This is a genomic window from Streptomyces sp. NPDC004610, from assembly GCF_040609715.1.
GTDB lineage: Bacteria > Actinomycetota > Actinomycetes > Streptomycetales > Streptomycetaceae > Streptomyces.
This window is the reverse complement of sequence record NZ_JBEXLA010000027.1, coordinates 54,294-68,711: the sequence shown is the minus strand read 5'-3', so window position 1 is coordinate 68,711 and position 14,418 is coordinate 54,294. Positions and strand designations below refer to the sequence as shown.

The window sequence follows — 14,418 nt, the reverse complement described above, 5'->3', positions numbered from 1 at the left end:
CTAAGGCGACCCGAGCCCCAGAGCCCCAGGCCACCCCAGACCCGCACGCACCCCAGCCCCCAACGCATCCCAACGCCCCACGCACCCCAGCCCCCCCCCCGCACCCCAACCCCCCACCCACCCCCTACCTCACCTCCACCTCCAAAACCCGATCGTCCCCATCCTCCACAGACCCACGCCCATCCGTCTCGCTAGTCACCACCCAGAGTCTGCCGTCGCCCGCCGCCACCACCGTCCGCAGCCGCCCGTACTCGCCCTCCAGGAAGGACTGCGGTTCCGCCGAAGCCTCCGTGCCGTCCAGCGGGATGCGCCAGAGCCGCTCGCCGCCCAGGCCCGCCATCCAGATCGAGCCCTCGGCGAAGGCGATCCCGCTGGGGGAGGCGTCGTCGGTGCTCCACTGGGCCAGCGGATCGCGGTACCGGCTGTCGTCCGCCTCGCCCTCGACCTCGGGCCAGCCGTAGTTGGCGCCGGGCTCGATGGCGTTCAGCTCGTCCCAGGTGTCCTGGCCGAACTCGGCGGCGAAGAGCCGCTGTTCGGAGTCCCAGGCCAGACCCTGCACATTGCGGTGCCCCAGGGTGTAGACCGTCGAGTCGGGGAACGGGTTGCCCGGCGCGGGCTCGCCCTCCGGGGTCATCCGCAGGATCTTGCCGCCCAGCGAGTCCCGCTGCTGGGACAGCCCGGTGTCCCCGGCCTCGCCCGTGGCCACATACAGCATCTTGTCCGGGCCGAAGGCGATCCGGCCGCCGTTGTGGATCACGCCCTTGGGGATGCCCCGGAAGACCGTGTCCGGAGCGCCGAGCTGCTGGCCGGCCGGCTCCTCGGGGTCGTAGAGCATCCGCACCACGCGGTTGTCCCCGGTGGAGGTGAAGTACGCGTACACCATGTGGTCCGAGGCGTAGTCGGGGGAGAGGGCCAGGCCCATCAGCCCGCCCTCGCCCGCCGGGGAGACGCCCGGCACCTCGCCCACCTCCGTGCGCTGCCCGCTCTCGGTGTCGATCAGGGAGATCGTCGCCTCGTCGCGCGAGGAGACCAGCAGCCCGCCGTCCCCCGGCAGCGGGGCGACGCCCCAGGGGCTGTCCAGGCCCTCCGCGACCGTGCGCACCACCTCCGCCGAGCCCTTGGCGGGCGGCGGGGCGTCGGTGGCGGGCCCGGACGGTGACCCCGAGCCCGCCCCCGGGCTCGGGCCCGTCGCACTGCCCGTCGTACTCGGTGGGGAGGTGCCGCCCGGGTCGTCGGAGGTGCAGCCGGCCGTCAGCAGCAGCGCGGTCGCGGCCAGCACGGCCGTCACAGCATGACGTTGCACGATCAGGGTCCCTTCGACGCGGGGTCTCCCCCCGTTCTTCCCTCGCGGTCCCCACGGTTCCCGCGGTTCCTACTTGTCATACACCGCTCGCGCCCCACAGGTTCCCGATCAAGAAATCCACTTCCCCCCACCCGCTCTCCCCCTCCTCCCCTCTCCTCCCTCTTCCTCCCTCATCGCACCTCCCCCCTCTCCCCTCCCTCCCCTTCACTCCCACGACCCCCGCGCCCCCGGCAGCAACTCCAGCTCCGCCAGGTCCCGCGGGGTCAGCCGCAGTTCCGCCGCCCCGGCGTTCTCCGTCACCCACCGCTCCCGCTTCGTCCCCGGCACCGGTATCACCTGGGGCCCCTGGGCCAGCGTCCAGGCCAGGGCCACCTGCGCCGGGGTCACCTCCGGTCCGCGCCGGGCGGCGATCCGCCGCAGCCCGGCGACGATCGGCTGGTTGGCGGCCATCATCTCGGCGGTGAAGCGCGGGTGCCGGGCCCGCATGTCGTCCGGCTCGAAGCCCTCGCCCGGCGTCAGTGTGCCCGTGAGGAAACCGTTCCCCAGCGGCATCGCCGCGAGCAGGCCCACACCCCGGGCGGCGCACCACGGCAGCAGGGACTCCAGGGCCTCCGGGGACCACACCGACAGTTCCGCCTCGACCGCGCTCACCGGGAACACCTGCTGCACCCGCCCCAGCTGGCGGATCGTGGTGTCGTACAGCCCCGTCCCGGTGCGCCGGCCGCCCCGCGCGCCCACCGCGCAGAAGCCCAGCGCGCGCACCTTCCCGGCCCGCACCAGGTCCGCCATCGCACCCCAGGTCTCCTCGACGGGCACCTCGGGATCGGGGCGGTGCAACTGGTAGAGGTCGATGACATCGGTCTGGAGCCGCCGCAGCGAGGCGTCGCAGGCCCGCCGCACATAGCCGGGCCGGCCGTTGGCCACGATGTGCTGCTCGCCCACCAGCAGCCCCACCTTGGTGGAGACGATCGCCTCCGCGCGGCGCTCCCTGAGTACCCGCCCCAGCAGCAGCTCATTGGTGAAGGGGCCGTACATATCGGCCGTGTCCAGCAGATTCGCGCCCAGGTCCAGGGCCCGGTGCACGGTCCTCAGCGATGTGTCCCCCCGCTGCCGGGAGGAGCTGTACCCCCAGCTCATCGGCATGCACCCGAGTCCGACGGCCCCCACCGCGAGCGCCGTCGCGCCGATCGTCCTGCGCTCCACCTGCCCGTAACCCTCCCTGTCCGCGGCACCCAACCTAACCTCTGCCCGCGCCCGCCCCTGACGCCGCCCGGGGGAGAGGAACACGGCGACAGGCCCTAGCCTCCTGGACATGACCACCGCACATGTATGGCTCCCCATCCCCCCGGACGACATCGAAGGGCTCCCGGAGGGCCTCGACTACCGCTACTGGAACGGCGGCGAGGACTACCCGGAGGACCCGGCCGACTGCGCGTTCTACGTCGTGCCCTACATGCAGTCGCCCGGGGTCGTCATGCGCCCGATGCCCGCGATGCGCTCGCTGGAGGTGATGCAGACGCTGTCCGCCGGGATCGACCATGTGGAGCCCGGCCTGAAGCAACTGCGCCCCGGTGTACGGCTGTGCAATGCGCGCGGGGTCCATGAGGCGAGCACCGCCGAGCTGACGCTCGCCCTGATCCTGGCCTCGCTGCGCGGCATCCCCGACTTCGTGCGGGCCCAGGACCGGGGCGAGTGGCTCGGCGGCTTCCGCCCCGCCCTCGCCGACCGGACCGTACTGATCGTGGGGTACGGGTCCATCGGTGCCGCCATCGAGGACCGGCTCGTACCGTTTGAGCTCGCGCGGGTCGTGCGCGTCGCGCGCTCCGGGCGCACAACCGAACGTGGTCCCGTGCATCCACTCGCCGAACTGCCCGCTCTGCTCCCGCAAGCGGATGTGGTGATCCTGTCCACGCCCCTGAACGACAGCAGCCGCGGTCTGGTCGACGAAACGTTTCTGGCGCGGATGCGGGACGGGGCGCTGCTGGTGAACATCGCCCGTGGCGGGGTGGTGGACACCAAGGCCCTGCTGGCCGAGCTGGAGACCGGGCGGATCACCGCCGCCCTCGATGTCACCGACCCCGAGCCGCTGCCGCGCGAGCATCCGCTGTGGCGGGCGCCCGGCGTGCTCATCAGCCCCCATGTCGGCGGCCCCACCTCCGCGTTCATGCCGCGCGCCCGGCGGCTGCTGGTCGACCAGCTGACCCGTTATGTGAACCGGGAGCCCCTGGCGAACGTGATCCTTACGACGGAACCTCCCGGGGACCACTGACCGCTCACCGCCCGACTGCCGGCGGATCACCGGCAGATCACCGGCGGATCCACTGACCGACCACCGCCCGACCACCGGCGGATCCGGCCAACCGGCCCCGCACGAGGGGCGGTTGGCCGGAGCCGCCCGCCGGGCCCGCGACCCCCGCGCGCGGGCCCGGACTCCGCTTCGTGCACCCTCCGCAGTCCCCCGGAAGCGGTCCGTGCCGACATCCCCGCTGGTCGTCACGGAGCGTAGAGAGACTATGTCCCTGAGTGACGAGACTGGTGTATCGTCCCGGACAGGGGCTGCGCCGCGCGCCGTTCGGCGCGCGCCGGGGATGGACATTTCAGACTGTGAGGGGGGCGACGGGCGATGCACGGCCTATGGACGAACGATCCGACGCGGCGAGGCCGGCGACGGCCCTGGCGCACGGCCGCGCACAGACGCGGTCATCACACGGGGCACGGCGGCCATCACTGCCACCACCGCAGGCATGGCGACCGAAGGAACGGCGCACTCCGGGACCCGCGGGACCCCGCGGCGGCACGGACCGGGAGGACCCGGTGAACTCGCTGTCACCTCCCACGGCCGCCCTCGACGCAGGGCCGCGCCCCCAGTCCGTACCGAGGCCCCGCCCCGCCCCGCCGGCCCTCGGCGGCGGCTGGAGCACCCTCCATCAACTCGCCCTGGCCGTGGTCTGCGCGGGCTACGGCGTCGGTTCCGCCCTCGGCTGGGGATCCGAGCAACTCGCCCTGATCATGGGCGACTTCGGGCTGAGCGCCGCCGCGGGCGCCGCGGCCGTCTCCTGCTTCCTCTACGCCCGCACCCGCCGGGTCCGCTTCCGGGCCGCCTGGCTGCTGTTCGCCCTCTCCTCGGCGATGGCGGCCATGGGCAACCTGGTCTGGGGCTGGTACGAGGTGGTGCTCGACCGCCAGGTCCCCACCCCCAGCTCGGCGGACGTGTTCTTCCTCTGCTTCGCGCCGCCCGCCATCATCGGACTGCTCGTCCTGGCCAAACGGCCGGTGACCCGGGCCGGCTGGGTCTGCCTCGGGCTGGACGCCTGGCTGATCGGCGGCTCGCTGCTCACCCTGTCCTGGAGCCTGGCCCTCGCCCAGACCGCCAGCTCCGGCGGCGCCGGCGTCGCCCACACCGCGCTCTCCCTCGCCTACCCGCTGCTGGACATCGCGCTGGTCAGCATGGTCCTCGCCCTGCACTTCCGGCGCTCCGGCGCCAACCGCTCGGCCATCAACACCGCGATCGGCGCCCTGGCCCTGACGGTGATGTGCGACGCCCTGTTCACCTCACCGCTGCTGCACAGCAACTACCGCTCGGGCCAGCTCCTCGACGCGGGCTGGTTCGCCGGCTCGGTCCTGCTGGCCTACGCCCCCTGGGCCACCGTCCGCTGCGCCCGCCGCGCCGCCGAGGCCCACCCGCGCGGGATGCGCCCCCCGGTCCCCGGGCCGCGCCCCCCGCTGCCGCCCGCCGAGCACGGCCGGTATCCGGCCACCCGCCCGATCACCGGCTCGCTGGCCGCCCTCACGCCCTATCTGGCGGCGGCCGTCTGCACCCTGGGCATCCTCTACAACGTCCTCAACGGCCGCAGCGTCGACCGCGTGGTGCTCTTCACCGGGGGCACGGTCGTGCTCGCCCTGGTGGTCCGCCAGGGGATCATGCTGCTGGACAACATCACCCTCACCCAGGAACTGGCGCACAAGGAGAACCACTTCCGCTCCCTGGTCCAGTCGTCCAGCGACGTCATCATGATCGCCACCCCCACCGGCCTGCTCCGCTATGTCTCCCCGGCCGCCGCGGGGGTCTACGGGCGGCCCGCGGAGGACCTGGTGGGCTCCGAGCTGGCCGAGCTGATCCACCCGGACGACCTGGGCTGTGTGGTGCACGAGGTGCGCCGCTTCCTCACCGCCAACCCGCTCGAAGAACCCATCACCCGCATCGAGTGCCGCTTCCGCTCCGGCGGCGGCGACTGGCTGAACGTCGAGTCCACCGTCAACCGCCACCACGGCGGCCTGATCTTCAACAGCCGGGACGTCACCGAACGCGTCCGGCTCCAGGCCCAGCTCCAGCACAACGCCGAGCACGACCCGCTCACCGATCTGCCCAACCGCGCCCTGTTCACCCGGCGCGTCCAGCAGGCCCTCGCCGGCCGCCGCAGCTCCGACCGGGGCCCGGCACTGCGCAACACGGCGGTCCTCTTCATCGACCTCGACGGCTTCAAGGCCGTCAACGACACCATCGGCCACCAGGCCGGGGACGAACTGCTGGTGCACGCCGCCCGCAGGCTCCAGGACTCGGTCCGCCAGACCGACACCGCCTCCCGGCTCGGCGGCGACGAGTTCGCGGCCCTGATCGTCGGCGACTCCACCCGCGACCGCGCGGCCCGCGAGCGCCACATCCTGGAACTGGCCGACCGGCTCAGACTGACCCTCTCACAGCCCTACGACATCGATGGCAACGACGTCCGGGTGGCCGCCTCCATCGGGGTCGCCTTCGCCGAACCGGGCCTCGGGGCGGGGGAGCTGCTGCGCAACGCCGACCTCGCGATGTACCGGGCGAAATCGGCCGGCAAGGGCCGCGTCGAGCTGTACAAGCCGCAGATGCAGCAGGACGTCGTCCGCAAGGCGGAGCTGGCCACCCGGCTGCGGGCCGCGTTGCACGACGGGGAGTTCACCCTGCTGCACCAGCCGGTGGCGCGGCTGGAGGACGGCCGGATCACCGCGGTCGCCGCACAGGCGCGCTGGCGCTCCTCGCAGGGGGTGCTGTTCACCCCCGCGGAGTTCCTGCGGGTGGCCGCCGACGGCGACCGGACCGCGGAGCTGGGCCGGTGGATGCTCCAGGAGGCCGTCGAGCAGGCCGCCGAGCGCACCGCCACCGGGATCGCGGTGCCGGTCGCGGTCCGGCTGAGCGCCCGCCGGCTGCTGGACCGCTCACTGCCGCTCGGCTCCATCGAGGCGCTGCTCACCCGGCACGGGCTGTCGCCGGGGGCGCTCCAGATCGAGCTGTGCGACCCGGAGACCGGCGGCTCCCTGGACGAGCTGGAGCGGCGGCTGGCCGCCCTCAGAAGACTCGGCGTCCGCATCGCCCTCGACGGCTACGGCACCGGCTGCGCGCCCGCCACCGTCCTCGGCAGACTCCCGCTGGACCTCGTCAAGCTCGACCGCACCCTGGTCGAGGGCGTGGTGGAGTCCGCCCGGCTGCACAAGATCACCGCCGGGCTGCTGCGGATCGCGGGCGACCTCGGGATGCAGTCCGTGGCCGACGGGGTGGATCTGCCGGAGCAAGCGGCGGCGCTGCGCGCGATGGGCTGTACCCACGGCCAGGGGATGGCGTTCTCCGGTCCGCTGGACGAGTACCGGCTGCGCCGGGCCCTGTCCTCGGGCCACTGCGCGCCGCCCTCCTCCCCGGTCGAACCCGCCTACGCGGGCGCGCGCGGGGAGCGGGCCATGGAGAGCAGTGGCGCCGGGATGTACGGCGGGCCGGGGGTCGGTACGGTGTTCGGCGGCGGATCGCCCCTGCGCTCACATAATGAGACTCCCGTCCCACCCACTTGACAGTGAGTGTGTGGGAGGGGGAGGGTCTGTGCCATGCGCACCCGAATTCTCGTACTTGGACAGCGCGTCGGCTGAGCTGGGAATCACCGGATCGGACTCCGGAACCCAGCGACCACACCCGGCGCGCTCCCCTCGCTTGCCTTTCGGCACGAGGGGTTTTTTGTTGCACCAGCACCGCCCGTACAGCAGTCGTACACCGTACAAACCTCGCAAAAACCCTCAGCATCGAGAAGAGAATGCCGATGACCGAGCAGGCCACCGGGGCCCATCATCCGCAGCCGCGGCCCCGATCCGGAGGACAGCAGTCCGCCCCCGAGCACGTCACGGGTGCGCAGTCCCTCATCCGCTCGCTTGAGGAGGTCGGGGCCGACACGGTATTCGGCATTCCCGGTGGTGCGATCCTTCCCGCGTACGACCCGCTGATGGACTCCACCAAGGTGCGTCACGTCCTGGTCCGCCACGAGCAGGGCGCCGGGCACGCCGCCACCGGCTACGCCCAGGCCACCGGCAAGGTCGGCGTCTGCATGGCCACCTCAGGACCCGGCGCCACCAATCTGGTCACCCCCATCGCCGACGCCCATATGGACTCGGTGCCCCTGGTCGCCATCACCGGCCAGGTCGCCTCCAAGGCGATCGGCACCGACGCCTTCCAGGAGGCGGACATCGTCGGCATCACCATGCCGATCACCAAGCACAACTTCCTGGTCACCAAGGCCGAGGACATCCCCCGGATCATCGCCCAGGCGTTCCACATCGCCGCCACCGGCCGCCCCGGCCCGGTCCTGGTCGACATCGCCAAGGACGCCCTCCAGGCGCGCACCACCTTCTCCTGGCCGCCGGTCATGGACCTGCCCGGCTACCGCCCGGTGACCAAGCCGCACGCCAAGCAGATCCGCGAGGCCGCCAAGCTGATCACCAGCGCGAAGCGGCCCGTCCTCTACGTCGGCGGCGGGGTCATCAAGGCCCACGCCACCGCCGAGCTGAAGGTCCTCGCCGAACTCACCGGAGCGCCCGTCACCACCACCCTGATGGCGCTCGGCGCATTCCCCGACGGCCACCCGCTGCACGTGGGAATGCCGGGTATGCACGGATCGGTCACCGCCGTCACCGCGCTGCAGAAGGCCGACCTGATCGTCGCCCTCGGAGCCCGCTTCGACGACCGCGTCACCGGCAAGCTGGACAGCTTCGCCCCGTACGCCAAGATCGTGCACGCCGATATCGACCCGGCGGAGATCGGCAAGAACCGCGCCGCCGACGTCCCGATCGTCGGGGACGCCCGCGAGGTCATCGCCGATCTGGTCCAGGCCGTCCAGAAGGAGCACGCCGACGGCCACCAGGGCGACTACACCGCCTGGTGGAAGGATCTCAGCCGCTGGCGCGAGACCTACCCCCTCGGCTACGACCAGCCCGCCGACGGCTCGCTCTCCCCGCAGCAGGTCATCGAGCGCATCGGACAGCTCGCCCCCGAGGACACGATCTTCGCGGCGGGCGTCGGCCAGCACCAGATGTGGGCCGCCCACTTCATCCAGTACGAGCGGCCCGCGACCTGGCTGAACTCCGGCGGCGCCGGGACCATGGGCTACGCCGTGCCCGCCGCCATGGGCGCCAAGGCCGGGGCCCCCGGCCAGACCGTCTGGGCCATCGACGGCGACGGCTGCTTCCAGATGACCAACCAGGAACTGACCACCTGCGCCCTGAACAACATCCCGATCAAGGTCGCCATCATCAACAACGGCGCCCTCGGGATGGTCCGCCAGTGGCAGACCCTGTTCTACAACCAGCGCTACTCCAACACCGTGCTGCACTCCGGCCCCGACGATGTCAATCCGCAGGCCAAGGGCACCCGCGTGCCGGACTTCGTGAAGCTGTCCGAGGCCATGGGCTGTGTGGGCCTGCGCTGCGAGTCCCCCGAGGACCTGGACAAGGTCATCGAGGAGGCCAACGCGATCAACGACCGCCCGGTCGTCGTCGACTTCGTCGTCCACGAGGACGCGATGGTCTGGCCGATGGTCGCCGCCGGCACCTCCAACGACGAGATCATGGCCGCCCGGGACGTCCGCCCCGACTTCGGCGACAGCGAAGACGACTGAGCGAGACCGAGCGAGAGAGAACCCCACGATCATGTCCAAGCACACGCTCTCCGTCCTGGTGGAGAACACCCCCGGCATCCTCGCCCGGATCGCCGCCCTGTTCTCCCGCCGCGGCTTCAACATCGACTCGCTGGCCGTCGGGGTCACCGAGCACCCCGACATCTCCCGCATCACCATCGTGGTGGGCGTGGAGGAACTGCCCCTCGAACAGGTCACCAAGCAGCTCAACAAGCTGGTCAATGTGCTGAAGATCGTCGAGCTGGAACCCGGCTCGGCCGTCCAGCGCGAACTCGTTCTGGTGAAGGTCCGCGCCGACAACGAGACGCGCTCCCAGATCGTCGAGATCGTCCAGCTGTTCCGCGCCAAGACCGTGGACGTCTCCCCGGAGGCCGTGACCATCGAGGCCACCGGCTCCAGCGACAAGCTGGAGGCCATGCTGAAGATGCTGGAACCCTTCGGCATCAAGGAACTGGTCCAGTCCGGCACCATCGCGATCGGCCGCGGCGCCCGTTCCATCACCGACCGGTCGCTGCGCGCCCTGGACCGGTCCGCGTAACACCGGAGGCCGGGCGGCCCGGGACAAGCCCCGGTGCCGCCCGTATTTCGAGACCCCGAGACTTCCCCTCCCCCCGCCGTCATACGGTGGGACGCACCATCTGCACCCCAAGGAGAGAACCCAAAGTGGCCGAGCTGTTCTACGACGCCGACGCCGACCTGTCCATCATCCAGGGCCGCAAGGTCGCGGTCATCGGATACGGCAGCCAGGGCCACGCCCACGCGCTGTCGCTGCGCGACTCGGGTGTCGACGTCCGTGTCGGTCTGCACGAGGGCTCCAAGTCCAAGGCCAAGGCCGAGGAGCAGGGCCTGCGCGTGGTCACCCCCGCCGAGGCCACCGCCGAGGCCGACGTCATCATGATCCTCGTCCCGGACCCCATCCAGGGCCAGGTCTACGAGGAGTCCATCGCCCCGAACCTGAAGGACGGCGACGCGCTGTTCTTCGGCCATGGCTTCAACATCCGCTTCGGCTTCATCAAGGCCCCCGCCGGTGTCGACGTCTGCATGGTCGCCCCCAAGGGCCCCGGCCACCTGGTCCGCCGCCAGTACGAGGAGGGCCGCGGCGTTCCGTGTATCGCCGCCGTCGAGCAGGACGCCACCGGCAACGCCTTCGCGCTGGCGCTCTCGTACGCGAAGGGCATCGGCGGTACCCGCGCCGGGGTCATCAAGACCACCTTCACCGAGGAGACCGAGACCGACCTGTTCGGTGAGCAGGCGGTCCTCTGTGGCGGTACGTCCGCCCTGGTCAAGGCCGGTTTCGAGACCCTGGTCGAGGCCGGCTACCAGCCGGAGATCGCCTACTTCGAGTGCCTGCACGAGCTGAAGCTGATCGTCGACCTGATGTACGAGGGCGGCCTGGAGAAGATGCGCTGGTCGGTCTCCGAGACCGCCGAGTGGGGCGACTACGTCACCGGCCCGCGGATCATCACCGACGCCACCAAGGCCGAGATGAAGAAGGTCCTCGCCGAGATCCAGGACGGCACCTTCGCCCAGAACTGGATGGACGAGTACCACGGCGGTCTGAAGAAGTACAACGAGTACAAGCAGCAGGACGCCGAGCACCTGCTGGAGACCACCGGCAAGGAGCTGCGCAAGCTGATGTCCTGGGTGAACGAGGACGCCTGAGCCGTATCCGTTCCGTGGCGGTGCCCCGACGACGGGGCACCGCCACGGGCGGTTGCCCGGACCTGCGAGGAACTCATACACACTGGAGTTTCCCTTCCGGGTGATCCTTCCGCGGAGGCGTAAGACGCCCGGTGCCGCGCCGATACACTGCCGTATTACATACGCGTCAGGCCCACAGCGTCGTGCGTCTTCCACGCGGCCAAGCGACACCGGCCAAGCCCGGTGTGCTCCCCCTCCACCGCCTGCGGCCGTCGGGACGGCCGTCCGCATCGGACATGTGAGGACTCACGTGAGCTCGAACCCCGTCGTACTCATCGCCGAAGAGCTGTCGCCCGCCACCGTCGACGCGCTCGGCCCCGACTTCGAGATCCGGCACTGCAACGGCGCGGACCGCGCCGAACTGCTCCCCGCCATCGCCGACGTCGACGCGATCCTGATCCGCTCCGCGACCAAGGTCGACGCCGAGGCCATCGCCGCCGCGAGGAAACTGAAGGTCGTCGCCCGCGCCGGGGTCGGTCTGGACAATGTCGACGTCTCCGCCGCCACCAAGGCCGGTGTGATGGTCGTCAACGCCCCGACCTCCAACATCGTGACCGCCGCCGAACTGGCCTGCGGTCTGATCCTGGCCACCGCCCGCAACATCCCGCAGGCCAACGCCGCCCTCAAGCAGGGCGAGTGGAAGCGCAGCAAGTACACCGGTGTCGAGCTGGCCGAGAAGACCCTCGGTGTCGTCGGCCTCGGCCGGATCGGCGCGCTGGTCGCCCAGCGGATGAGCGCCTTCGGGATGAAGGTCGTCGCCTACGACCCCTACGTCCAGCCCGCGCGGGCCGCGCAGATGGGCGTCAAGGTGCTCTCCCTGGACGAGTTGCTGGAGGTCTCCGACTTCATCACCGTCCACCTCCCCAAGACCCCCGAGACCGCCGGTCTGATCGGTGACGAGGCGCTGCGCAAGGTCAAGCCGACCGTGCGGATCGTCAACGCCGCGCGCGGCGGGATCGTGGACGAGGAGGCGCTGTACTCCGCCCTCAAGGAGGGCCGGGTCGCCGGTGCCGGGCTCGATGTCTACGCCAAGGAGCCGTGCACGGACTCGCCGCTGTTCGAGTTCGACCAGGTCGTCGCCACCCCGCACCTCGGTGCCTCCACCGACGAGGCCCAGGAGAAGGCCGGGGTCGCCGTCGCCCGCTCGGTGCGGCTCGCCCTCGCCGGTGAGCTGGTCCCGGACGCGGTGAACGTCCAGGGCGGGGTCATCGCCGAGGACGTCAAGCCGGGGCTGCCGCTGGCCGAGCGGCTCGGCCGGATCTTCACCGCGCTCGCCGGCGAGGTCGCGGTCCGCCTCGATGTCGAGGTCTACGGCGAGATCACCCAGCACGATGTGAAGGTGCTCGAACTCTCCGCGCTCAAGGGCGTCTTCGAGGATGTCGTCGCCGAGACGGTGTCCTATGTCAACGCCCCGCTGTTCGCCCAGGAGCGCGGCGTCGAGGTGCGGCTGACCACCTCCTCCGAGTCGCCCGACCACCGCAATGTGGTCACCGTGCGGGGCACGCTCGGCAGCGGCGAGGAGGTGTCCGTGTCCGGCACGCTCGCCGGTCCCAAGCACCACCAGAAGATCGTCGCCGTCGGGGAGTACGACGTCGATCTCGCCCTCGCGGACCACATGGTGGTGCTGCGCTACGAGGACCGTCCCGGTGTGGTCGGCACGGTCGGCCGGATCCTCGGCGAGGCCGGGATCAACATCGCCGGGATGCAGGTCGCCCGCGCGGCGGTCGGCGGGGAGGCACTCGCCGTGCTGACCGTGGACGACACCGTGGCGCCCGGGGTGCTGGCGGAGGTCTCGGCGGAGATCGGCGCGAAGTCGGCGCGGTCGGTGAACCTGGTCTGAGGTGGGCGGCGGGTCTGGGGGCTGCCGCCCCCGGGCCGCCGCTTCGGCCCTGAAGGGCCTCGTCCTCAAACGCCGGACGAGCTGAGGTGACTCGGCTCGTCCGGCGTTTTCCTGTGGTCCCTGACCTGTACGTTCCGCAGCATCACCGTCGCCAGCACCGCCCCCGCCAGCAGCAGGACCGCCGCCGCCAGGGACGCCGCCCGCATCCCGTCCGTGAAGGCCGCGCGGGCCGCTGCCGTCAGGGCGTCGGACGCCTCGGCGGGGAGGCGGGCGGCGACGGCCAGGGCGCCGCCCAGGGTCTCCCGGGCCTCGGGCGGGGCGTCGGCCGGGACGGCGTCGTGGTAGACCGCCGTGCCGATGGAGCCGAGGACGGCCATGCCGAGGGCGCCGCCGAACTCGGCCGCGGTCTCCAGGAGGGAGGACGCGGAACCGGCGCGGGCCACCGGGACCGTGCCGAGGGCGAGGTCGACCATCTGGGACAGGGCGATGGTGATGCCGGAGGCGAGGACCCCGCAGGCGGCCAGCACCAGCCAGAGGGAGTCGGTGCCGGCGAGGGCGAGCAGGGCGTAGCCGGCCGCGGCGATGAGGAAGCCGCCGGTGACCACATGGGCGCGGTGGACGCCCTGCTGCACCAGCGTGGCGGCGGTCGGCGCGGCGACGGCGATCGGGACCGAGGGGAGCAGGGCCCACAGGGCCGCTTCCAGGGCGCTCTTGCCGAGGACCGACTGAAGGTACTGGGTGGTGAAGTACGCCGACCCCATCATCGCGAACAGCGCGATCAGATTGAGGGAGATCGCGGCGGAGAAGCCGCGGCTGCTGAAGAGCGCGGGGGAGATCATCGGGGAGCGCGCGGTGCGCTGGCGGTGCACGAAGAGCGTGGCGAAGAGCAGACCCGTGGTGATCGAGACGACATAGCCCGGGTTCCAGCCCTCGGCGGCGATCTCCTTCAGACCGTAGATCACTGGCAGGACCGCGGCCATGGACAGGGGCACGCTCGGCCAGTCGAAGCGGCCGGGGTCCGGGTCGCGGGCCTCGGGGAGCAGCAGCGGGCCGACCAGGAGCAGCAGGGCCATCGCCGGGAGGTTGACCAGGAAGACCGAGCCCCACCAGAAGTGCTCGACCAGCAGCCCGCTCATCACCGAGCCCAGTGCCACGCCCGCCGTCATCACCGTCGACCACAGGGCGATGGCCTTCGCCCGCTGGCCGGGGTCGGTGAACATGGTGCGCAGCAGGGCCATCGTGGAGGGCATCAGGGTGGCGCCGCCGATGCCGAGGAGCGCGCGGGCGGCGATCAGCATCTCGGCGGTGTGGGCGTAGGCGGCGGCGAGGGAGGCCAGGCCGAAGGCGGCGGCGCCGATCAGCAGCAGTCTGCGGCGGCCGATGCGGTCGCCGAGCGAGCCCATGGTCAGCAGCAGACCGGCCACGGCGAAGGCGTAGATGTCGAAGATCCACAGCTGCTGGGTGCCGGTCGGTGCCAGATCGGCGCTGATCGCGGGGACCGCGAAGTACAGCACCGAGACATCCATCGACACCAGCAGCAGCGGCAGCATCAGTACGCCCAGCGCGGTCCACTCCCGGCGGCCGGCGCGGGCGGGGGAGACGGGCGGAATCCCGGAGGTCGTCGTCATGGCAGGGACTGTACGGATGTA

General features: G+C 71.5%; 9 protein-coding genes. 6 read left to right on the top strand and 3 right to left on the bottom strand.

What is annotated here, in order from left to right; genetic code table 11:
- Positions 1 to 124 precede the first annotated feature (124 nt).
- Together ABZX40_RS27360 and ABZX40_RS27355 are read right to left on the bottom strand one after the other, a co-directional pair.
- On the bottom strand, positions 125 to 1,309 hold the full coding sequence (locus tag ABZX40_RS27360; protein WP_355744119.1) for a PQQ-dependent sugar dehydrogenase: 1,185 nt from the start codon (positions 1,307 to 1,309) through the stop codon (positions 125 to 127).
- A 198-nt stretch (positions 1,310 to 1,507) separates the two neighbouring features.
- Positions 1,508 to 2,506, bottom strand: coding sequence for an aldo/keto reductase (locus tag ABZX40_RS27355; protein WP_355743958.1), 999 nt, complete (start codon positions 2,504 to 2,506; stop codon positions 1,508 to 1,510).
- A gap of 109 nt (positions 2,507 to 2,615) precedes the next feature.
- Here ABZX40_RS27355 and ABZX40_RS27350 point away from each other — a divergent pair, with 109 nt between their 5' ends.
- The 6 genes from ABZX40_RS27350 to serA all read left to right on the top strand — a co-directional run bounded on the left by ABZX40_RS27350 (position 2,616) and on the right by serA (position 12,769).
- The gene (locus ABZX40_RS27350; protein ID WP_355743961.1) at positions 2,616 to 3,572 is read left to right on the top strand and encodes a 2-hydroxyacid dehydrogenase; all 957 of its coding nucleotides are present in this window, start codon (positions 2,616 to 2,618) and stop codon (positions 3,570 to 3,572) included.
- A gap of 365 nt (positions 3,573 to 3,937) precedes the next feature.
- A complete protein-coding gene (locus tag ABZX40_RS27345; RefSeq protein WP_355743964.1) occupies positions 3,938 to 7,120 on the top strand; it encodes an EAL domain-containing protein in 3,183 nt (1,060 codons plus the stop codon).
- A gap of 242 nt (positions 7,121 to 7,362) precedes the next feature.
- The gene (locus ABZX40_RS27340) at positions 7,363 to 9,210 is read left to right on the top strand and encodes an acetolactate synthase large subunit (protein WP_355743967.1); all 1,848 of its coding nucleotides are present in this window, start codon (positions 7,363 to 7,365) and stop codon (positions 9,208 to 9,210) included.
- Between the two features lie 31 nt (positions 9,211 to 9,241).
- A complete protein-coding gene (gene ilvN / locus ABZX40_RS27335; protein ID WP_355743970.1) occupies positions 9,242 to 9,766 on the top strand; it encodes an acetolactate synthase small subunit in 525 nt (174 codons plus the stop codon).
- A 125-nt stretch (positions 9,767 to 9,891) separates the two neighbouring features.
- Positions 9,892 to 10,890 (top strand): ketol-acid reductoisomerase, encoded by a 999-nt coding sequence (gene ilvC / locus ABZX40_RS27330; RefSeq protein WP_355743972.1) that lies wholly within the window; start codon positions 9,892 to 9,894, stop codon positions 10,888 to 10,890.
- A gap of 289 nt (positions 10,891 to 11,179) precedes the next feature.
- A complete protein-coding gene (gene serA / locus ABZX40_RS27325) occupies positions 11,180 to 12,769 on the top strand; it encodes a phosphoglycerate dehydrogenase (protein WP_355743975.1) in 1,590 nt (529 codons plus the stop codon).
- Between the two features lie 65 nt (positions 12,770 to 12,834).
- Here serA and ABZX40_RS27320 read toward each other — a convergent pair whose 3' ends face one another.
- Positions 12,835 to 14,397, bottom strand: coding sequence for an MFS transporter (locus tag ABZX40_RS27320; RefSeq protein WP_355743978.1), 1,563 nt, complete (start codon positions 14,395 to 14,397; stop codon positions 12,835 to 12,837).
- Positions 14,398 to 14,418: the final 21 nt, after the last annotated feature.